Origin of the sequence: Mesorhizobium sp. M6A.T.Cr.TU.017.01.1.1, assembly GCF_004023115.1 — a bacterium.
Taxonomy (GTDB): Bacteria; Pseudomonadota; Alphaproteobacteria; order Rhizobiales; family Rhizobiaceae; genus Mesorhizobium; species Mesorhizobium mediterraneum.
In genome coordinates, this window is record NZ_RZTA01000059.1 from 15,341 (window position 1) to 35,864 (window position 20,524).

At 61.3% G+C, this 20,524-nt stretch carries 21 protein-coding genes, 1 tRNA gene and 1 riboswitch; of the genes, 10 read left to right on the forward strand and 12 right to left on the reverse strand.

Annotated features, from left to right (window positions below; translation table 11 throughout):
* Positions 1 to 177: 177 nt before the first annotated feature.
* Positions 178 to 921 carry a lipoyl(octanoyl) transferase LipB gene (gene lipB, locus EOB36_RS19200; protein ID WP_128285463.1) on the reverse strand — a complete coding sequence of 248 codons (744 nt, stop codon included), beginning with the start codon at positions 919 to 921 and terminating at the stop codon, positions 178 to 180.
* A gap of 180 nt (positions 922 to 1,101) precedes the next feature.
* On the opposite strand from lipB, the gene EOB36_RS19205 reads away from it, so the two are divergent.
* Positions 1,102 to 1,186, forward strand: a tRNA-Leu gene (locus EOB36_RS19205).
* A 193-nt stretch (positions 1,187 to 1,379) separates the two neighbouring features.
* On the opposite strand, the gene EOB36_RS19210 is transcribed toward EOB36_RS19205, so the two are convergent.
* Entirely contained in the window at positions 1,380 to 2,195 is an 816-nt protein-coding gene (locus EOB36_RS19210; protein WP_164897557.1) for a methyltransferase domain-containing protein, read from the reverse strand.
* A 219-nt stretch (positions 2,196 to 2,414) separates the two neighbouring features.
* On the opposite strand from EOB36_RS19210, the gene EOB36_RS19215 reads away from it, so the two are divergent.
* The 4 genes from EOB36_RS19215 to EOB36_RS35770 are packed head-to-tail and all read left to right on the forward strand — an operon-like array spanning position 2,415 to position 5,305.
* A complete protein-coding gene (locus EOB36_RS19215; protein ID WP_128285465.1) occupies positions 2,415 to 3,464 on the forward strand; it encodes a TRAP transporter substrate-binding protein in 1,050 nt (349 codons plus the stop codon).
* A gap of 45 nt (positions 3,465 to 3,509) precedes the next feature.
* Positions 3,510 to 4,025, forward strand: a complete 516-nt coding sequence (locus EOB36_RS19220) for a TRAP transporter small permease (protein ID WP_128285466.1) — start codon at positions 3,510 to 3,512, stop codon at positions 4,023 to 4,025.
* A 3-nt stretch (positions 4,026 to 4,028) separates the two neighbouring features.
* Entirely contained in the window at positions 4,029 to 4,904 is an 876-nt protein-coding gene (locus EOB36_RS19225) for a TRAP transporter large permease subunit (protein WP_128244029.1), read from the forward strand.
* A complete protein-coding gene (locus EOB36_RS35770) occupies positions 4,901 to 5,305 on the forward strand; it encodes a TRAP transporter large permease subunit (protein ID WP_128244028.1) in 405 nt (134 codons plus the stop codon). The genes EOB36_RS19225 and EOB36_RS35770 overlap by 4 nt, the downstream gene beginning before the upstream one ends.
* Positions 5,306 to 5,755: 450 nt before the next feature.
* On the opposite strand, the gene EOB36_RS19235 is transcribed toward EOB36_RS35770, so the two are convergent.
* Positions 5,756 to 6,667: a dihydrodipicolinate synthase family protein gene (locus EOB36_RS19235; protein WP_128244027.1), complete on the reverse strand. Its 912-nt coding sequence runs from the start codon at positions 6,665 to 6,667 to the stop codon at positions 5,756 to 5,758.
* Between the two features lie 322 nt (positions 6,668 to 6,989).
* Between EOB36_RS19235 and EOB36_RS19240 the strand changes: the two genes are divergently transcribed.
* Positions 6,990 to 8,708: a GH32 C-terminal domain-containing protein gene (locus EOB36_RS19240; protein WP_128244041.1), complete on the forward strand. Its 1,719-nt coding sequence runs from the start codon at positions 6,990 to 6,992 to the stop codon at positions 8,706 to 8,708.
* Between the two features lie 21 nt (positions 8,709 to 8,729).
* Here the strand turns inward: EOB36_RS19240 and EOB36_RS19245 are convergent, their stop codons facing one another.
* The 5 genes from EOB36_RS19245 to EOB36_RS19265 all read right to left on the reverse strand — a co-directional run bounded on the left by EOB36_RS19245 (position 8,730) and on the right by EOB36_RS19265 (position 13,964).
* A complete protein-coding gene (locus EOB36_RS19245) occupies positions 8,730 to 9,503 on the reverse strand; it encodes an HAD-IIB family hydrolase (RefSeq protein WP_128244026.1) in 774 nt (257 codons plus the stop codon).
* Positions 9,500 to 10,837, reverse strand: coding sequence for a glycosyltransferase family 1 protein (locus EOB36_RS19250; protein WP_126106075.1), 1,338 nt, complete (start codon positions 10,835 to 10,837; stop codon positions 9,500 to 9,502). The genes EOB36_RS19245 and EOB36_RS19250 overlap by 4 nt, the downstream gene beginning before the upstream one ends.
* A 154-nt stretch (positions 10,838 to 10,991) precedes the next feature.
* Positions 10,992 to 12,317 carry an ATP-binding protein gene (locus EOB36_RS19255; RefSeq protein WP_128285467.1) on the reverse strand — a complete coding sequence of 442 codons (1,326 nt, stop codon included), beginning with the start codon at positions 12,315 to 12,317 and terminating at the stop codon, positions 10,992 to 10,994.
* Positions 12,314 to 13,078: a response regulator transcription factor gene (locus tag EOB36_RS19260; protein WP_164547177.1), complete on the reverse strand. Its 765-nt coding sequence runs from the start codon at positions 13,076 to 13,078 to the stop codon at positions 12,314 to 12,316. Before EOB36_RS19260 ends, EOB36_RS19255 begins: the two co-directional genes overlap by 4 nt.
* A 28-nt stretch (positions 13,079 to 13,106) precedes the next feature.
* A complete protein-coding gene (locus tag EOB36_RS19265) occupies positions 13,107 to 13,964 on the reverse strand; it encodes a MipA/OmpV family protein (RefSeq protein WP_126106077.1) in 858 nt (285 codons plus the stop codon).
* Between the two features lie 422 nt (positions 13,965 to 14,386).
* On the opposite strand from EOB36_RS19265, the gene mgtE reads away from it, so the two are divergent.
* Both mgtE and EOB36_RS19275 read left to right on the forward strand, forming a co-directional pair.
* Entirely contained in the window at positions 14,387 to 15,817 is a 1,431-nt protein-coding gene (gene mgtE, locus EOB36_RS19270) for a magnesium transporter (protein WP_128285468.1), read from the forward strand.
* 151 nt (positions 15,818 to 15,968) lie between these two features.
* Positions 15,969 to 16,355: a MerR family DNA-binding transcriptional regulator gene (locus EOB36_RS19275; RefSeq protein ID WP_023685221.1), complete on the forward strand. Its 387-nt coding sequence runs from the start codon at positions 15,969 to 15,971 to the stop codon at positions 16,353 to 16,355.
* Between the two features lie 19 nt (positions 16,356 to 16,374).
* Here EOB36_RS19275 and EOB36_RS19280 read toward each other — a convergent pair whose 3' ends face one another.
* From EOB36_RS19280 to EOB36_RS35230, 4 genes are all read right to left on the reverse strand, one after another.
* A complete protein-coding gene (locus tag EOB36_RS19280) occupies positions 16,375 to 16,866 on the reverse strand; it encodes an isoprenylcysteine carboxylmethyltransferase family protein (RefSeq protein WP_095483466.1) in 492 nt (163 codons plus the stop codon).
* Complete coding sequence (locus tag EOB36_RS19285) at positions 16,863 to 17,867, reverse strand: DUF1624 domain-containing protein (RefSeq protein WP_128285469.1); 1,005 nt, start codon at positions 17,865 to 17,867, stop codon at positions 16,863 to 16,865. The genes EOB36_RS19280 and EOB36_RS19285 overlap by 4 nt, the downstream gene beginning before the upstream one ends.
* Before the next feature lie 83 nt (positions 17,868 to 17,950).
* Positions 17,951 to 18,511, reverse strand: coding sequence for an SRPBCC family protein (locus EOB36_RS35225; RefSeq protein WP_245467835.1), 561 nt, complete (start codon positions 18,509 to 18,511; stop codon positions 17,951 to 17,953).
* A complete protein-coding gene (locus EOB36_RS35230; RefSeq protein ID WP_245467833.1) occupies positions 18,402 to 19,133 on the reverse strand; it encodes an aromatic ring-hydroxylating dioxygenase subunit alpha in 732 nt (243 codons plus the stop codon). Before EOB36_RS35230 ends, EOB36_RS35225 begins: the two co-directional genes overlap by 110 nt.
* 140 nt (positions 19,134 to 19,273) lie before the next feature.
* A riboswitch (cobalamin riboswitch) is annotated at positions 19,274 to 19,467 on the forward strand.
* Between the two features lie 36 nt (positions 19,468 to 19,503).
* Between EOB36_RS35230 and EOB36_RS19295 the strand changes: the two genes are divergently transcribed.
* Together EOB36_RS19295 and EOB36_RS19300 are read left to right on the forward strand one after the other, a co-directional pair.
* Positions 19,504 to 19,683 carry a CbtB domain-containing protein gene (locus EOB36_RS19295; RefSeq protein ID WP_095483469.1) on the forward strand — a complete coding sequence of 60 codons (180 nt, stop codon included), beginning with the start codon at positions 19,504 to 19,506 and terminating at the stop codon, positions 19,681 to 19,683.
* 15 nt (positions 19,684 to 19,698) lie between these two features.
* A complete protein-coding gene (locus tag EOB36_RS19300; protein WP_095483470.1) occupies positions 19,699 to 20,478 on the forward strand; it encodes a CbtA family protein in 780 nt (259 codons plus the stop codon).
* Positions 20,479 to 20,524: the final 46 nt, after the last annotated feature.

The following is a 20,524-nucleotide window of genomic DNA, read 5'->3' on the forward strand; positions in this document are numbered from 1 at the left end:
GCGATGTGAAAGACCGGTCAAAGACGTGGCTCTATCGCTGGTGTCCCCCTCTCCCCGTTCTTCACGGGGAGAGGGGGGCGTCAGCGTTGGAACTCGGTCCTTCGCTGACACCTTGCGCCGGGACGTAGCTACTTGTGGGAATCCGCGCGGCTGATCTGAGCCGATCCCGACGAGATTTCAGCCGGCGTTGCGGGCCGCCTCGACAACCGACATTTCGGCCGGTCCGAAGACATCCTCGAATGCGGATTTCAGCGCGAGATCGAGGTCGGCCATTCCCAGGGGAAGACCGAGATCGACAAGGCTGGTAACGCCGTAGTCCTGCACGCCGCACGGCACGATGCCGCTGAAGTGGCTGAGATCCGGCTCGACATTGATGGCAATGCCGTGAAAGCTCACCCAGCGCCTCAGCCTGATGCCGATGGCAGCGATCTTGTCCTCGGCCGGCGATCCGTCAGGCAGGGTGGGGCGATCCGGTCGCACCACCCAGACGCCGACGCGGTCCTCGCGCCGTTCGCCGAGCACGTTGAAGGCGGCGAGCGTGCCGATGATCCATTGTTCAAGCGCGGCAACGAAGGCGCGGACATCCTTGCGCCGCCGCTTCAAGTCGAGCATCACATAGGCGACCCGCTGGCCTGGCCCATGATAGGTGTATTCGCCGCCGCGCCCGGCCGCGAACACCGAGAAACGGTTCGGCTCGATCAGGTCCTCGATGCGGGCGCTGGTGCCGGCGGTGTAGAGCGGCGGATGCTCGACCAGCCAGACCATCTCGCCGGCGGCGCCGCTTCGGATCGCTTCGGCACGCGCCTCCATCACGGCAAGCGCATCCGGATAGGCGGTGAGGCCGGGTTCGATCCGCCATTCGACCGGCGCCGAACCGGGCAGGGGCAGGAACGATGTGGCGATCTGGCTGCGTTCTGTCATGGCGTGTCTCGTGTCGCCTCACATATGGCGGCAATCGGGCGAAACGTCCAGTTCCGGGCGCGTTCCAGCTCTTTGAAGGGTTATGCCGAAGCCCGGGCAATTATTGCGCGACGCGCCCTTGTTTCGCCGGAAACGATTTGCTACACGCCGCGAGCCGGTTCGTTTCGGCTCCTACCACGTGCGGTCGTGGCGGAATTGGTAGACGCGCAGCGTTGAGGTCGCTGTGGGGCAACCCGTGGAAGTTCGAGTCTTCTCGACCGCACCAGCTTTATCCAATAAGCTATTATTCTACCTCGCAATTTCTGTTTCCTTGCAGTTCTTCCCAAGACTGTTCATGCAAACTGAAACACTGCGCGAAACTGCGGGCGGTTTGGGCGCGCGGTAAGCCGCGCACTAACCGCGTGGTTTGACCCAAAGCCGTCATACGGCAAGGCCGTTGCCGGAAGGCAATGCATCTGTCAGTGCGTCATTCGCCCCCACGCCTGAAAGATGCGTGGGAGGGATATGGTCGTGTCCGACCGGTCGGCAAAGGATTTGATCTCGCGCGTCAGGTGGTCGACCTCTTCGGCGGTGGCGATGCCCGATGCTGCGACGGCTCCGGCGATCGCCATGGTGAGCGATGTGGTCTGTTTGATGTCGCGGCTTCGCCCGAAGGGTTGGACGAGGCCGGAGTCGACACTGGCAAAGCCCGCGCTTTCCAGAAGGCGGACCAGCCCGCGCCCGATGAACGGGTCGCCGCCACGCGCCTTGAGTGTCGCGACAAAGAGCTCGCTATAGCGATCGACGGCCGGACAAGGCGGATCGCAGAACTGGCCAGCATAGTCGATATCCTCGACGATCAAGACGCCGCCGGGCGCCAGCGCCGCCCTTGCTCTCGCCAGCACTTCCTCCGGGCTCGCGAGATGCGTGAGAACGAACCGGATATAGACCAACGCGGCGCCCGAGATTGGCCATGGATCGAGCACGCTGGCCTTGTGAAACGCGACATTGGCGAGGCCGCGGTTGGCTGCCTCTTCGCGGGCCGCCGCCAGCTTCTCTTCGTCGAGATCGAATCCGACGACGCGGCCGTTTGAACCGACCCGAGCCGCCAACTCGAAGCTGACGTCACCGCCGCCGCAACCGGCGTCCAGCGCCAACATTCCGTTCAGCGGTTCGAAGCGATCGAGAAGCGCTCGGGTTGCCGGCGCCAGCACGCGCGAGATGAGGGCGAGCCGCGACCGCCCTTCCTCGCCACCCTTGATGATGTAGCTCCGGAGTTCCTCAGCGTTGGCCATGGGTCTCCCCAATTGCTGTTGACGCTGCCGTTTGGCCAGCATCGGTGCCAAGCCGCCCGCCTCCTTCCACAGCAAATTGCCATATGGCGGCGCCGCCGATCAACAACGACTCTCCCCGCTGTTACAGACGTAACCAAATTCCGTTTCGCTGAAATCATTCTGTAGCGCAATTCTCCGAGACAGCGCCATTCATGACATGAGAGTAGCGGAGCGCGAGGGATGATCTATCAGCAGTCATGGGATGTCGTCAGAAACCTTCTCTCGGCGATCGGGATCGTGGGCACTGTGCTTGCCCTGACCGCAGCGGCACCCGCGCAGGAAGTGACACTGACAGTGGCCGATCAGAATCCGCCGACCGCCTGGGGCTCCGTCCACGCGATGCAGCCCTGGATCAAGAAGATCGAGGAAGCAACCAAAGGCCGCGTGAAGATCGAGCACTATCCGGGGCAGACCTTGGTGAAAGGGACGGAGACGTGGAACGCGGTGCGCGCCGGCGTCGTCGACATTGGCTGGTGCTTCCACGGCTACTGGCCGGACATCACCCCGCTGTCGGACGTGATCACCCTGCCTGGCCTGCCGATCACGTCCGCCGAGAAAGGCAGCGAAGTGTTGTGGAAACTCTACGAAAGGTTCCCCGCCATACGGGAGGAATATGCTGAGACCCAGCCGCTGGCGCTGTGGACGAGCCATCCGTACTTCATCCTCACCACCAGCAAACAGGTGAAGACGCTGGAGGATTTGAAGGGTCTCAAGATACGCGTGACCGGCGGACCGCCGACCGAGCTGGCGCTGGGCGCCGTGCCGACACTGGTCCCGATGCCGGATGTCTACCAGGCCCTCGACAAGGGCGTGGTCGACGGCATGGGAGCGCCTTGGGAGGCGGTGAATGCCTTCCGGCTCTACGAGGTCGCGAAATACTACACGATCGCGCCGCTCTCTGCCGTGTACGGCTCGCTGTGCGCCAACAAACAGAAATGGGACAGCCTGCCCATGGATATCCGCAACGCCATCATGAGCGTCAGCGGCCTCGAAGGTTCGAAATTATGGGGCAGGAACTTCTTCGACGCAGCCGAGCAGGCAGCCCTCGACGGGGCCGAGGCGGAAAACCGCGAGATGATCCGCTACGCGATGCCGACGGAGGAGGTGGTGCGCTGGAACAAGGTCGCCGCTCAGCCGCTCTGGGACGCTTGGGTCAAAAAAATGGAAGCCAAAGGCCACAAGGAGGCCCGACAGATTCTTGAAGCCACCATCGAGATGTTGAACGACTGATGTTCGGCGGTTCTCAGAGCGAGATGACGCCTCAACGAAAAGCCGATGTCCGACACGATGCCACCATCCCAAGACATGACCGTTCTTGGACGAATCGAGAAATGGCAGCGGCGTTGCGAGTTCATGCTCGTTTACGCCGCCGTCACTGCGACCGCCATCATGATGCTGCTGACCAGCGCCGATGCCGTCTGTCGTTATTTTTTGAACAACCCGATCCTGATCGCCTACGAGCTCACCGAGAAATACTTGATGACCGCGGCAATCTTTCTCGGCCTGCCTTCCGCATTTCGAGGCGGAGCCTTCATCCGGGTGACCTTTCTGGTGGATCGGCTTTCGCCGTTGCCGCGATCGATTGCTGATCACCTCGCATACATCGTCGCCATATTGTGCTGCCTCGTGTTCGCGGCGGCGACCGTGCAGCAGGCATACCGCTCGCTCTTCGAGCCCACGACGCTGAGCGCGCTGCCGATTCCGGTCGGCCCGGCGTATTTGCTGCCCCCGCTCGGCTTCCTCATTCTTGCGCTGGCAATCCTGACCGGCTCGCCGCGTCGTGAACGCTAGCCGATGGTCACCGCGCTTCCCTTAGTGGCACTGGTCGCGCTTCTGCTGCTCGGCGTGCCGATCGCGGTCGCGCTAGCCGCGTCGGGCATGCTGGGCATTTATGTGGTGACCGGCGATCTCGCCAAGATGCTGGGCATGGTCGCCCTGACGCCGTTCGATACGGTGGCGGACTATGCCCTCACGACGATCCCGATGTTCATTCTGATGGCCTATTTCTCGGCTTCGAGCGGGCTCGCGCGCGACCTTTACACCGCCGCGAGCAACTGGTTGTCGCTCATCCCAGGTGGGCTTGCTATCGCCACCGTGTTGTCCTGCGGGGTTTTCGGCGCGATGTCGGGTGCGAGCGTCGCCGCGGCCTCGGTGATGTCGAAGATCGCCATGCCGGAGATGCGCCGGCACGGCTATTCCGAAGAGCTTGCCGCCGGCGCGATCGGCGTCGGTGCCACGCTCGACATCCTGATCCCGCCAAGCGTCGCCATGGTGATCTACGGGCTCGCCACGCAGACTTCCGTCGGCAAGCTGCTGATCGCCGGCATCATGCCTGGCATTCTGGTCGGTATCCTGCTGACATTGACGATCTATCTCTGGGTCAAGATCAGCCCGTCGCACGCACCGGAGACCTATCGGGTTCCCGGCAGGGAGCGCTGGGCAAGCCTCGCGCGCGTGTGGCCGAGCCTGTTGCTCATCGTCATCGTGATCGCGCTGCTCTACCTCGGGATCACTACTCCGACCGAGGTGGGCGCGGTCGGCGCGTTGATGGCGGGCGTGATCGGCGTCGCACTTGGCGGGCTGTCGGCGCATGGCGTGCTGGAGGCGCTGAAATCGACGATTCGCACCTCCGCCATGATTTTCCTGATCCTGATCGGCGCGACCTCATGACGCTCAGCCGCATTCCGCAGGAGATCGTCGCGTTGGTGACCGCGATGGATCTCAATCGCTGGATGGTGATCATCGCCATTTTGGCGGTCTACTTCGTCATCAGCATGTTCATGGACGAGATCCCGCTGCTGCTTCTGACATTGCAACTGACGTTCCCGCTCATCACTTCGCTCGGCTTCGATCCGATCTGGTTCGGCGTCGTTTCCATGATGATGGTCGCCATGGGGCTTGTCTTCCCGCCGGTCGGCCTCGTCGCGTTCGTCGTTGGCACGACCGCGGGAGCCGACCTGATGAAGGTATACAAGGGCACCAGCATCCTGACGATTGCGCTCGTCGTGACGACAGTGCTGCTGATCATCTTCCCGCAGATCGCCCTGTGGTTGCCGGCGACAATGCGCTGATCATAGGCTGAGCCGTTCCGGGCGGCAGTGGATCGCTGCTCTTCCGCCGTTGCTACAACTGTAATCAAATTCCTCCTCGCTGAAATCATTCCGTAGTGCAGCCCTTCGACTATCGCGCCCAACATTTTCGTCAATCAGGCCCAACATTTTCGTCAATCAGGAGAGCGCGATGTATCGAAACGGCATCTTTCCGCACGAAGTGCGCCGAGCCCTCGATGGACGGATCAGGCGAATCAAGAACTCGGCAAGAACCACAGGCAGGCGCGTGTCCGATCCTGACATTCAGTCGCTGCTGCGACCGCTTTACGAGAAGCGCTACGGCTCGCGCAGAAAACACGCCGGCTATCAGCGGTCCGGCCGCTGACCCAGTTCGACATCCCTTTTTCCCAACCAGCCGGGAGGGACAACATCGATGTGTCCAAAGAAGATCGGCAAAGCCGAAGACGAAAGCTAGACGCGGCTTTCCAGCCGCGAAAGCAGGTAGTCTACCTCTTGTCTGGCCGCCGCCGACAACGCGCTGCCCGGCTTGCGCTGGGCATCGGACGCGATGGCACCGCGCTTCATCATCACATATTTGCGTACCGCAAGTCCCACACCGGGCTGCTGCTCATAGCGCAGATAGGGCAGGTGGGCGTCGAAAAGATCGTGTGCCTTGTCGCGCTCGCCGGCGGCAGACAGCTTCACCACGTCGACCAGCATATCGGGGAAGGCATAGCCAGTCATCGCGCCGTCGGCGCCGCGCTCCATCTCGAAGTCGAGGAAGAGGCCGCCATTACCGGTGAGGATGGACAGCGAGCGCAGCGAGCCGTCCTTCTGGAAGCCGCGCAGCGCGCTGATCTTCTCCAGGCCCGGCCAGTCCTCGTGCTTGAGCATGAAGCAGGCCGGATTGTCGGTGACAATGCGGCGGATGACGGCCGGCGTCATGACGACCGAGAGGGTCAGCGGATAGTCCTGCAGGACGAAAGGAACATCCTCGCCGACTGCTTCGGATGCGTTGCGGAAATAGGTGACGATCTGGTCGTCGGTGCGCAGCGATGGCTGCGGCGCAATCATCACGCCCTGGGCGCCGACCTCCATCGAGGCACGCGCAAGGCTGCGCATGGCGGCGAAGCCGGGTGCGGAGACGCCGACGATGACCGGCAGCTTGGTGCGCGCCACGATGCGTTTGACGATCTCGAGCGATTCGCCGGCGTCGAGCTTCGGGGCCTCGCCCATGATGCCGAGGATGGTCATCCCATCGACGCCGCAGCGCTCGTAAAAATCGACCATCGAATCGAGTGATTCCCAGTCAATCTTGCCATCCGCCTCGAACGGCGTCGGGGCAATGGTGTAGACACTTTTGGTGTCAGGACCGATGGCCATGAGATTCTCCTAAAATTCAGCTTTCAGCGTAGCGGGCCGACGTCCGACCCAACCCGGCAGCTGGTCCGGACGGGCGGGCGCGAAGATTTCGTAGAACGTGGTTTTTAGCACGCATTTTTTTGATATTCCCGTGCCTCGCCAAAGGAGGCTGAGACCGATGCTGGCGCCGATCCGTGCGGCGGATGGACGTCGAAGACCATCGATCCGGACGCTTTGCCAAAGTGAAGATACAGCTTTAACCTTCTGCAACGCATTTCCAGGTCGAAAACCGGGTTTGATACTCTATCTGTCCGGGAACGCCGCACGGAACGGAGCCATCTTCATGAGTGACAGCCAGGTCCAGGTAAGGATTGCGGGAGGGGACACCATTCGAAGCCTGCATGCCGACCTGCCAGTCAACGCCACGTTCCATATCTGGCTCAAGGCGACCAAGCCGGATGTTCCGGGCTCGCTGTCTTTTTCCAATGTCCGTGGCAAGTTCGGCGAGGTAAGCGTTACGAACGCCGAAGAGTATGAATTCAGGATTTTTCACGTCTTCGGCGGTGGCAGCGTCGAACTGGATTACGACACGGATCAAACCTCGGTGTCGGTTGCCTACTGGTTCGCGTTGGCCGACGTGCTGGAGACAGGTATTACAGTTATCCACACCAATCCGGGAAATGCGCCGCCGAACATTCCTGACAGCTATCATTTTCGTCCGCCGTTCGGCTGGATGAACGATCCCAACGGCTTTGGCCGGTTTGGAGGTCGCCCACATCTCTTTTATCAGCACTATTCCCATGGTCTTCGGTGGAACACGATGCATTGGGGGCACGCCGTATCTTCGGATTATTTGCGATGGCGCCACATGCCTATCTTCCTGTTCCCATCGGAAGATCTTACCGCACGGCCCGACAGACGGGGCGGTGCGTATTCCGGCTCGGCAGTCCCGCTTGCCGATGGCCCGGGCATTCGCGTCTTTTTTACCGAGCAGGTACAGGACCGCATCCCAGAACAGCAAATCCAACTCACTGCCACTTCCAGCGACCTCATCATGGCGGGAAATGCGGACGTCATCCTGCCATACCGCCCGCTTGACGAGGGACTGACAGCGGATTTTCGCGACCCATACGTGTTCAGGGGGCCGGATGGCCTTTGGAAAATGCTGCTGGGCAGCCAGAGCAGCGAAGGCGGCGTTGTCCTGCTCTACGAAACCCATGACCATACGGCGGCCAGCGGCTGGACGTATATCGGCAAGCTTCTGGTCGAGAAACACTATCGGACGACGGCGATCGAATGTCCCTGTCTGCTGCCGCTCGACGGGCCTGCGACCGATCCCGCGACGCGCTGGGTTCTAATTCTCGGGTTGATGAACAGTGAGGACCAGTCCACCCGGCGCAAGAACCTGACAATGGCCATTGTAGGCTGGTTCGATGGACAGACTTTTGCCAAGGAATTCGAACAGGAACTGGACTTCGGGACGGATAACTACGCCTTCCAGGCCTTCGTCGACGGTGATGCCATTGTCGGTATAGGCTGGCTTGCCAACTGGGCCGACACCGGACCGGCGATCGATTTCCCCACCGCCATGACGCTGCCTCGCAATATCCATCTGTCTGCAGGCGAGTTGCATACCCCGCCCATCGGAGCTGCCGAGAGCCTGCGGAGCCATATTCTGGACCGAACACGCCTTGCAGCCGGAGAGCAGGTAAGCTTTATCAATGGCGCCGTCGAAATCCTGTTCGAGTTGGAAAAACCGGGTGTCCATTTCCACCTGAAGCTCGAGCATCCAACTGTCCGCCTCGACGTTGTCGTCGACGACGACGGGCTTGCCATCTGTCATGGAGACGACGCGGCGGAATCTCCTCACTATATCGCCAAGGGAGCCCGTCCAAAACGGCTGCGGATATTCCTCGACTACGGATCGATCGAGGTGTTCGCCGATCGCGGTCGTTGGGCTGGCACGAAACGGATCAGCGGTTTTGAGCCGATACAATCCGCACGTCTCATCGCCGAAGCGGGTGCCGTTCTGCACGCGACGGTATGGGCGCTCAAACCCTGACAGGGAGATCCTATTTCCAGTTCAGGATTGGGCGTCCTCAAACACCGACCAATGAACGAGGCCTTCGACGACACCAAAGGCAAACTGTTCCTTCGCGCTGTAAATCAGCGGGTTGTTCCGGGCCATGTCAAGCAGTTCGGGTAAGGCATTGGCGACGACAATCCCGCGCGCACCCGGCAGGTCGAACATACTGCGATCGTTGTTGGTGTCGCCGGCGACGACCACCTCATCAAGGCCGATGCCGAGTTCATTGCAGAGCCAGGCCAGCGCCTGCCCCTTGTCTGCCGAACGCGGCAGGACGTCGAGATCGCGTCCGCTCGAATAGACCATCGTCACCGACAGGCCGGCTTCAACCAGCGCACGCTCGATATCGGCAAGGGCGTCCGGGCTTGCGTCGTGCAGGTACCAACTCGATTTGAAGGCGTGTTGATAACCGTCGGGCTGCCGGACGGTGTCTTTGAGCGATCCGAGCACCGCATCGACCTTTTCAAGAGACCAGCCTTCCGAAAGCCTCTGGGTAAAGTGCTCCAAATCAGTAAGGTGTGCGGGGCGCGAGCTGTGCCGCGGGCCGGCGAGCATCGTGCCGACACCCCCGATCACGTAGTCTGGCGCTGGCAGGCCGACTTCGTCGACGAAATTCAAAATGTCGTCGGCCAGACGACCGCTATTGTAGACGAGAACCGGTCGGCGCTCGGGGTCGAGCGCTTCCCATTTGGAACGAAAGCGTGACGTCGCCGGCGCATGGCCTGCCAGGGTCCCGTCGAGATCACTCGATAGAAGCGCGATCGGTCTCAATCGCCGTCGTTCCACGGCTCGTCCCAATCATGATCGTCGACCGCCTTCAACACCGGACGTCCCTCGACAAGGCTGACAAGCTGCTGCGCGATACCTGTCCAGGTGAACAGGCTGCGCGCCTTGTGCGCACCCATGCGGCCCAGCCGGCCGTAGAGGCGCGGGTGCTTCATAGGTTTGACGATCGTGATGCCGAGGTCTTCCTTGTCGAACGGATCACCGAAGAGCGCGTGCCGGCCATAGCTGATCCCGCGATAGAGGCCGCCATGGATCGTAACCACGGTGGGCGTTCCGCAGGCCATTGCCTCGATCGCGGTCATGCCGAACGGCTCGTAGCGGCTCGACAGCACGAACATGTCCGCCGCACGATAGGTGTCGGCCAGATCCTCGTCGGCAACATAGCCGGAGAAGACGACACGATCCTGCAAGCCTAGCTGTTCAACCTGTTCCTTGAGCTGGTTCAGGATCTTCTGTTCCTGCTCGTCCATGTTCTCGCCGCCGACGGCGAGCCTCAGGACCGCATCTGGCACACGCGGCGCCACCACGGAAAACGCATCGATCAGCAGGTCATAGCCCTTATTGGTGGCGAGCCGGCCGAGCGCCAGGATCGTTCGTCCCTCGAAACCGAGCCGGTGGCGGATCAGCCGGCGAGACGCCTCGCTGACGGGGAAGAACCGGTTGTCGTCGTAACCGGGCGGGATCATGTGCACGCGGTCGCGCTCGAGGCTGTAGTCCTCGACCAGCATGTCCACCTGCGGCGGCGTTGTTGCAATCACCATGGCGCAGCTTCGATAGATGATTGTCTCGTGCTTTATGCGCTCGGTGAAATTGAATTCGGCTTCGAATGTATCGGCCTTGTCTGGGTAGTCCGTCTTCATCTGGCGCTGTTTCCATATGCCGAGAGAATGCGGCGTATGGATGTGCGGGATAGTGAGCGCCTCCGACAGTCGTTGCCCCGCCACACCCGCATCCCAGTAGTGACTGTTGATGAAGTCGTAGGAGAGGTTTTCCCTGCGAATTAGGCGCAGCGCGTTTTCACACCATTCGAGAAGGTGGCGGTGGAGATATTCCTTCGGAATAAAATCGGGTCCGCCACAGGCGACACGCAGAACACGAACCCCGTCGGCCACTTCATCGATAGGAGGTTGGTCTTCAAATCGTCGCGTCCAAATATCGACAGCATAGCCCAATTGGGCCAGCTTTTTGGCCAGTTCCAGGACGTAGACCACCTGTCCGCCGGTATCGGCCGCGCCCAGTGGTGGGTTGGCTGCAACGTAGCCATGGGTTGAAATAAGAGCAATTCTAGGTATCGCCGCATCCGAGTTGTCGTTCGGCATCTGTATCCTTCTCTACGATTGATCTCCGCACGCCCGCAGTCGACGCAAGCGCAGGTTCAGCTATATAGGGTTTCCAGCCCTCATCGGCAAATATTGAGAGACCCAATTTTGCTGCCCTGGTCCAACACACCGTGTCCTCTCGGGGCGGGCCGTCTTATGACGGCTGGACATTTGATTCATTCGGCAGATCGACGGTAACGACGAGCCCGGTTGGCTGGTTGTCCTGCAATTCGATCTTGCCGCCGTGCCCCTGGATGATGTCCGCAACGATCGACAGACCCAGACCGAAGCCATGCTTCGACGTACCACCGCGCGACGTGTCCTCCTTGAAGAACGGTTCGAAGACGCGGGCGCGCGCGAGTGTCGGAATGCCCGGCCCATCATCGACGACCGCGATGCGCGCCGCTGTATCGGTCTGCGTCAATGCGACGGTGACGTTGCCGGCGAACCTGACGCCGTTGTCGCAGAGATTGGTGATCGCCCGCGCCAATGCATTGGGTTTGCACCAGCCCAGAAGCCGGTCCGGCCCGGAATATGAGACCGGAAACCCGACGTCCGAAAATTCGGCGCAGACGGTTTGCAGCACGCTGGCAATGTCGGCGCGCTGCAGCTTCTCTGTCGAGACGTCGTTGCGCAGATAGGTCAAGGTCTCGTCGACCAGATCTTCAATATGCTGGATATCGGACAGCATCGCGGTTCGGATGAGCCCATCGTCCATGCGCTCGGCGCGAAGCCGCAGCCGCGTCAAAGGCGTGCGCAGATCGTGGCTGACGCTGCGCAACATGCGTGTGCGGTTTTCGATCATGGTCCGGATGCGTGTTCTCATCCTGTTCAGCGCGCGCGCCAGGCCGACCATTTCGATGGAGCCGCGTTCGACGAAAAGCTCGTCGCCATTCTCGATCTCGGCCGAACCGACAGCCGTCGAGATGCGTTTCAATGGATCCGTCACGGCCCACACCGCAAACAGCCAGATCAGGGTGGGCAAGGCGATGAAAGCCATAAACTTGTAGAACAAGGAATGGACGAGGTCTGAGGTCAGTAAGGTATCGGGCACTCCGAAATGAGCGAGGATGGTCTGCCGATCCAGGCCGATGACAAACGCGGATTGACCGTCGATGGTCAGCCATCGCCCGTCAATCGGCCTGTCTTCGACCCCAAGAAGCCATTCGATGTTTCGCCATTGCAGATAAGAATATGGAATACTGTCGGTCTTTTCCTTCGAAATTATCCTGAAATCCAGGCCCGCACGAGCCGTCGCTGCGAGGATCTCGTTACGAGCTGTCGCTGGTGCTTTGCGCAACAGGCCGGCAATCACGCTGGCTCGCACGACGCTGTCGTCGATGACCGGCAGGTCGATATTCCTGGTAAAACTTTCGATGACCGATCCGGTGGACAGGATCACAAATACCGCGACGAGAATGATTGCCGCAAGTTGCCCACGCACTGACTGCGGCAGGCTGCGACGGATGAAATTCCTCATGCTTCCTCCACCGTCGCGGTGAAGATGTAGCCACCCAGCCGAACAGTTTTGAGAAGCACCGGATCGCGCGCGTCCTTTTCGATCTTCTGGCGGATGCGGCTGACATGGACGTCGACGCTTCGCTCGATCGGTCCGGCGAGCCCGGCATGAGTGACGCCGAGAAGCTCCTCGCGCGACAGAACTCGGCCGGCGTTGCGGCAGAAGGCGAGCAGCAGGTCGAATTCATGCGTCGTAGTCGAAACCCGCGCATTGCTCGGATCATGCAATTGCCGACGGATAGGGTCGAGGCGCCAGCCGTTGAAGAGAAGCGCCTTCGACCAATCCCGCTCTTCGGGAGCGTAGGCCGTCCGGCGCAGCAACGCCCGTATCCTGGCCGTCAGCTCGCGCGCGCTGAACGGTTTCGTCACGTAGTCGTCAGCGCCGATCTCCAGTCCGAAGATACGGTCGATTTCTTCGCCAAGCGCGGTCAGCATCAGGATCGGAACGTTCGTTTGCGCGCGAAGACGGCGGCAGATGCTGAGGCCGTTTTCACCGGGGAGCATGACATCGAGCACGATGAGATCGAATTTCTGGTTGCGAAGCGCGGCGTCCATCCGGACGCCGCTCTCGGCTATTTCCACGATCATGCTGTTTTCAGTGAGCGTCTCGCCCAGCATGCGCGCGATCTCGACATCGTCTTCGACAATGAGGATGCGCCAAACTTGCCTTGTCGATTTGGACTCGGCGTTCAAATCGCCCTGGTGCCGTGCGACGTTTGCCATTGCCTGGACTGGTAACCTGTGTGGGCGGTTAGAACCGATATCCGACGAGAAGCATGCCTGAAGGCTGGATCTTTTCGACGACGATCGGACTGTCGGCGGCGTCACCCACGAGAACGCCGATTCCCGCTTCGCCGCGCACCATCCAGTTCTGGTTGAGCATATATGTGGCGGAGACCGAAAAATCGGCGCGCTTCAACCCGGCGCCGGCATCATAGCGCGCCAGCCCAGAGCGAGCCGATTGTTCCGGCGTGACGCCGAAATAGGCCTGCATATGATTTTCGTCGGCGAAGACGGCGGAAGCGCGGGCGCCAATCATCAATGATTGGGACAGCGGCTGGCTGACCTCGATCCCGACCTCACCCACTAGGCCATCGCTGCCGCCGATGGTCTTGTCCACTTGCGCAAAGATTTCAGCCGGGCCGAAATTCACGGCGGCCTTCCCGCCGACGGTGGCGCCCATGCCGATGTCTCCCAGCCCGCGCAGACGGTCGGCATCGTCTTCATCGCGGCCCATTTCATAACCAAGCCGCGCGCTGAATGCGAACCGGTCTTGTTTATAGATTGCAATGTCGGCGCCTGTCGGATCGATCGTTACCACGTCGCGGAATGTCGCCGTGACAAAGGGCACCGGCATGATCTTGAACTCGTCGCTGCCCTCGTATTTTGGAACGATGATCGCGCCGCCGCCTACGACAACATGCCAGTCGGCCAGTTTTTGCTCGATGCGCCCGAAACGGGAAGGTTCGGGCGGCGGGAGGAAATCGTCTGAATTCACGGCAATGGCGTCGGCAGCAAGTGCTGTTCCCGGATGCGTTGAAAACAGGATGGCCATCGCTGCAAGAGAAGCCCGGCCGGCAAATATTCCAGAGTCCATTTTGGCGAACATGCGTGCTCCAGTATAGCGAGGCGATAAGCCCCCGATGCTCTCACCATTTCAGATGAAAGTGGCCGCATGCGTGAAGTGATGTTAAGTTTTGTTGCGCAATCGTGGTTTCATCTTGGCGCCTACGAGAGAACGATAATGCCAGATGATCGATCCGTTCCTGCTTCGGACGATCAGGAGTAAACGATCGCCCGTCCGCTAATCCAAGTCGCATCAGCCTTCGCCTCCCTGCAGGACAGGGCGCATTTTCGTTTGATATTCCCGCGCGTTGCGTCATAGAGCGGCGGACTATCAAGTCTAGACGTGCCGCCGCTCTATCTTTGTGTTTGGGCATCGGATTTTGCCAAAACCGGTTTCCACTTTTGGGCTCGATGCTCTAGACCTGACGGGCACCTTTTCCGGAATCCTGATGGCGGGAGGCGCTGGTGGAAGGCCAGGACGAAAAGACGACCGGCGCCAGGGCCGCTGAAGACAGCCACGCCGACATCTATGGCGAGGACGGCGCCATTCTGTCCTCGTTCCTTGCCCAGATCGGCGCAGCGATCGCCGATCGCGACACGCTGACGCTGAAGCGTGAAGTCGACGACCTGCACCAATCGGAACTCGGCGATCTGCTCGAGGCGCTTCATCCCGAACAGCGCCGCGCGCTGGTCGAATTGTTGGGCGCCGACTTCGACTTTTCCGCGCTGACCGAGGTCGACGAGGCGATACGCCGCGACATCGTTGACAATCTGCCCAACGCGCAGATCGCCCAGGGGGTGCAGGACCTCGATTCCGACGACGCGGTCTACATCCTCGAGGATCTCGAAAAGGAAGACCAGGACGAGATCCTGTCGCAACTGCCGTTCACCGAGCGGATCAGGCTGCGCCGCTCGCTCGCCTATCCCGAAGAGACCGCCGGCCGCCGCATGCAGACGGAGTTCGTCGCGGTGCCGCCGTTCTGGACGATCGGCCAGACCATCGACTACATGCGCGAGGACCAGAACCTTCCCGACCGCTTCAGCCAGATCTTCGTCATCGATCCGAGCTTCAAGCTGCTCGGTGCCATCGACCTCGACCAGATCCTGCGCACCAAGCGTTCGGTCAAGGTCGAAGAGGTCATGCATGAGACCAGGCACGCCATTCCGGCCAAGATGGACCAGGAAGAGGCGGCGCGCGAATTCGAGCAATACGACCTTCTCTCCGCCGCCGTCGTCGACGAGAATGACCGGCTGGTCGGCGTGCTGACGATCGACGATGTCGTCGACGTCATCCAGCAGGAAGCAGAGGAGGATCTGCTGCGCATGGGTGGTGTCGGCGACGAAGAACTCTCGGACAGCATTTTCTCGACCTCGCGCTCGCGCGTTCCGTGGCTGCTGGTCAACCTCGGGACGGCCTTCATCTCGGCCTCGGTGATCAGTATGTTCGGCGCGACGATCGAGGAAATGGTCGCACTTGCCGCACTGATGCCGATTGTCGCCTCGCTGGGCGGCAATGCCGGCACGCAGACGATGACAGTGACCGTGCGCGCGCTCGCCACACGTGACCTCGATATCTACAATGCCGGTCGCGTCATTCGCCGCGAGGTTGTGGTCGGCTTGCTGAATGGCATGGTCATTGCGGCGATCCTCGGGCTGGTCGCCGGCCTCTGGTTTCACAATCCCGACCTCGGTTTCGTCATTGCCGTGGCGATGATCGTGAACATGCTGGCCGTGGCACTCGGCGGCATTCTGATTCCGCTGTTCCTCGACAGGCTCGGCGCCGATCCGGCGATTTCGTCATCAATCTTCACGACGATGATTACCGACGTTATCGGTTTCCTCGCCTTCCTTAGCCTTGCAACCTGGTGGCTGCATCTGGGCGCCGGAGCCGGATAAGGCACTTCAATTGACTTTTACGTAAGTTGCGTGCGAAGTTTTGACGGAGAGCCAACCGATCGATTCCGGTACGGGACGAGCGGCTTTTGTGAATGAAGGGCATCGCCGCATGATGGGTGATCGCGCCGCTTTCCGGGCATTTGGAGTGATGATGCGGGAATATTATTCGATCACAGAACTGACCCGCGAATTCGATGTTTCGACGCGGACGCTGCGCTTCTATGAGGACGAGGGGCTGGTGCAGCCGGTACGGCGCGGCCGCACGCGGCTGTTTCGCCCGTCGGACCGGCATCTCATCCGCCAGATCATGCGCGGCAAGAGGCTCGGCTTTTCGATCAACGAAATCCGCGAAATCATCCAGATGTACAAGGAGCCGCCCGGGGAGGTCGGTCAACTCAATCTGATGATCAAGCGCATCGAGGAAAAGCGAGAGGATCTGCGCCAGAAGCGCCGGGACCTCGAAGAGACCCTGGCCGAGCTCGACCAGGCTGAGGAATCCTGCGTCGAGCGACTGGTGGAGCTCGGCGTCAACACTTGAGTGGCCTTTGCCGCACGCCTCAAATCCAGCGCCGCACCTTTTTCGCGTAATCCCGGTATTTCTTGCCGAATTTCGTCGCCAGGACTTTCTCCTCGCCTTCGATCGCCATCTTCTGCGTTGCGAAGGCCGCGATGATCGCCAGCGGCAGGAACCATACAATCCCCGAGACAAGGGCCACGCCGATCAGCAGCAGCGTGTTGGCCAGATAAATCGGGTTGCGGCTGACGGCGAAAGGGCCTGATGTGACCAGGTGGTCCGGCACGGCGTTTGGGTGGAGCGTCGTCTTTGCCCGGATCATGGTGCGGATCGCCGTGAACCAGAGTGCGACGACGCCGAACAATGCCACCCAGCCGGCCGCGAACAGGATGTCGCCTAGAAGGCCGCCGATCCATGGAAGCGGATAGAGCAAGCCAAGCGCGATGCTGACGGCGATGGCTGCGAGATAGATCAGTGGCGGCCACGGTATAAACCCCGGTTTAGGCTGCCCCGGTTTAGGCTGATGGTCGGTCATTGTGCTCCTCCCTCCATCAAAGTGCTGTCGGCTTTGGCTGTGCAGGCGCCGGCGAGCTCGTCGAGATGTGCCTTCCAGTCTGCAGCCTGGTCGTTGCTGTAGAGCCGATCAAGCGTGGCCTCGCCCTCGAGCGTATCGAGCATGCACACACAATAGCTGGAGCAGAACTCCGTGTCGCGCGATTGCTCGCACGACATCTGGCATTCTTTCAGGAAGCTCACCTGCCTGGTTTCGACCGGTGCCGGCATGATCTGCGAAAACAGCCAGACCGAGCCGATCAGCACCGGCTGGTGGATCAGATAGAAGGCGAGGCTGTGCCGGCCGATAAAGACCAGCGGATTTGTCCAGCGGGCAGGCGTGACGCTCGCCAGCCGCGTCAGCATGCCGGAGGCGGAGCTGAGCTTTGCCGCCGCGATGCCCGCAAGCACGGCGCCGAACCACGGCAACAGCGGGACATAATCGTTGGAGCGTGGATTGGTTGCCGACAGGCCGACCCACCACAGGGCCGGATGGTCGAAGATCCCGGACCTGAGATAGAGCGGAGCGGTGATGACGAAAGCCGCGACGACAAGCGTCAGCAGCGCCGGCAGCCGCAGAAACGCCAGGCCGAGCAGGCTGGCCAGCGCGATCTCGTGCAGGATGCCGAAGAAGATGAAGCTGTCGGGCGTGGCAAACCTTGTGGCGGCCGATATGGCGAGCGCCGCCCCGGCGACCATGGCGAAGCGTTTCCAGAAGCCGTTCCAGCGGATCTGTTTGCCATGGGCGAGGAACAGGCTGACGCCAACCAGAAACAGGAAGGTCGAAGCGATGCAGCGCGCGAAGAACTTCCACCAGCCGAAGGCGGTCAGGCCGGGATCGGTGTAGCCGAAGAATTCGAGATCCCAGGTGAAATGGTAGCTCGCCATGGCAAGCAAGGCGATGCCGCGTGCGACGTCGATGGCGATAATGCGCTTCGTCTTCGATTGATCCTGAACGGGGGCGATTGGCGTAAGGATGCTCATGGTCTCGCAATCTGATTCAGCACTGCAAGACGACTATCACGGTTGCCCCGGACAAAAGAAGGCGGGCCAAACCTCTCAGATGTTCAGGGCGTCGGTGAAAGCGCTGTGTGGCGTTCGCGCACCCAGTTGTGGAAGCGGTGCAATTCATATTCCTCGGGCATCAGAACGCCCGCCTCGTGGCGCATCGAGCGCAGGCCCTTCTGGTTGACCTCGCAGATATCCGCGTCTTCCTCCAGCACCTGCCTGCCGAAGGCGACGATGTTGTCGATATCAGCCGTTGGATCGGCGAGCGCTTCGGGCGAAAAAAGCCATTCGGCGGTCAGTTCGGTCTGCTCCGGGCCGAGCGGCACCAGCAGCACGGTGCGGACATAATCGACATGGCCGACGATGAACATCGACGGCAAATTGGTGGCATAGGTCTGCCCGGCGGTACGCTCGGCGGACGTCAGCTCGGGAAAGACCGGGCCGTGGACGCGCCCGTCGCGCGACCAGGTCTCGGCTCCGGCCCGCAGGCCACCGGAAAACTCCGGCGCGTCATTGTCGGCGTGACGGGCCCATTCCGGGTCGTCGTGCCGCCCCATCAGGCCGCGGCCATAGATCGGCACCAGCCGAGACAGGTCCTTGTGAACGCCCGGGCAATGCAGGCACTCGTTGAAGTTCTCCCAGAAAATCTTCCAGTTGCAGTCCATCACCTTGCGCAGCACATGGCCCCGACACCAGCGTCTCCAGCGGCCAGTTGGCGAGATTGCCGGATGCGGGATCGAAGGATGTTTCGGCCGAACCGGCGGCGTCTTCCCTGAGATTGACGAAGACGAAACCGCGCCACACCGACAGTGCGACCCGATAGAGCGAATGATCGGCCTTGTCGAAGCCTTCAGGTAGCGATTTCGACGGCACGCGCACGAGATCGCCACGCAGCGAATAGGACCAGGCGTGATAGGGACAGGTGATGAGCCGCGCCTTCAGCCGTCCTTCGCTCGCCTGGCAGAGCTGCGAGCCGCGATGCCGGCAGGTGTTATGGAAGGCGCGCAGCTCGCCGGTCTCGTCGCGCAGCACGACGATCTCCTGCGTGCCGACACGGAACGTCCTGAACGCCAGCGGCTGGGCAAGGTCGGCCTCGCGGCAGACGAGCAGCCAGCTTCGATACCAGATGGCGTCGAGATCGCGCTGATGGGCGTCGATGTCCCAGTACGCCGACGACGGCAGCGTCGGTTCAAGTCGCGTCAAACCGTTATAGGGATCGTGCTCGCTCGGGCTGGGTTGCATGACCGGCTTCCTGTGATGCTCCAGCCGACACCCGGCCGCGAAAATTGTCAATCACGGCGCCGGCTGGCTGGCCTGCCAAGACGGCGCATTCGCGCTGGTAGCTGGCGGAATTTGGTTTGCCGGGCGTTACGATTCTGCCTATAGTCGCAGCCGTCGTCGGTTCCTTTGGAACCAAGAGGGAATGCGGTGAGGGCAAAATTTGCCCAATGCCGTGGCTGCCCCCGCAACTGTGTGCGGTAGTCCTCTCCATATGCCACTGAAGAGTTTCTTCGGGAAGGTGGGGAAGGGCGCTGATCCGCGAGCCAGGAGACCTGCCGGCGACAGGAGAACTGACTTCTATGCCCTCGGGTGGAGGGCGAAAGGACAAGACATGAATACCGCTTCCGTCTCGCTCGGCGCTTCCGTCTCCTCGCAGTCGCGCTTCTTGCAGCTGGCGCTTGCTGCATTTCTCGGCATTTTCGTCATGGGCTTTGTCGGCTTCTCGCATATCGATGCGGTCCACAATGCCGCTCACGACTATCGCCATTCGATGGCGTTTCCCTGCCACTGACGAGGGGCTGACATCATGACATTGTTTCGCAACGTCGTGTTCATCGCGGCGATCGCAGGGCTTGTGGCCGGCGTCGTCCTCGCCTGCATGCAGGCCTATGCCACCGTGCCGCTCATCCTGAAGGCGGAAGTCTACGAGCAGGCCGGCGGCGGCCACGCGCATGACCATGCCGCGGCGCCGATAGCACCTGCCGAAAACGCAATGAGCACGACTGCTATGAGCAGCGCCGCACCGGCTGAAGCTGCCGCTCCGGAAGACGAAGGCTGGGCGCCGGCCGATGGCTTCGAGCGTTTCGTCTTCAATATCGCTGCCAATGTCGTTACCGGCATCGGCTTTGCTCTGATCCTGGTCGCCGCTTCGGAGTTTGCCGGCGGCATCGGCAATTGGCGTCAGGGCCTGTTCTGGGGGCTCGCTGGCTTTGCCGTGTTCACGCTGGCTCCGAACCTTGGCCTGCCGCCCGAACTGCCGGCGATGCCGGCCGCCGATCTCGCCCAGCGCCAGATCTGGTGGATGGCGACAGTGGTGGCGACAGCGGCCGGTCTCGGCCTGCTTGCCTTCCGCAAGTCGCTGCCGCTGGCGCTGCTTGCAGTGGCGTTGATCGTGGCGCCGCATATCGTCGGCGCGCCGCAGCCCGACAATTTCGAGTCGCCGATCCCGGAAGGTCTGCATCACCAGTTCGTGGTGGCGGTGACGCTGACCAATCTGGTGTTCTGGCTGGTGCTCGGCGCCGTCGTCGGCGTGGTGCGTGGCCGCTTGACCGGCACGGCGACGAGCCTGCGCGACAGCTTTGCCTGATCGCGTTGCTTCCGGCGGGACGCTGACGCTGGTCATCGGCGGTGGT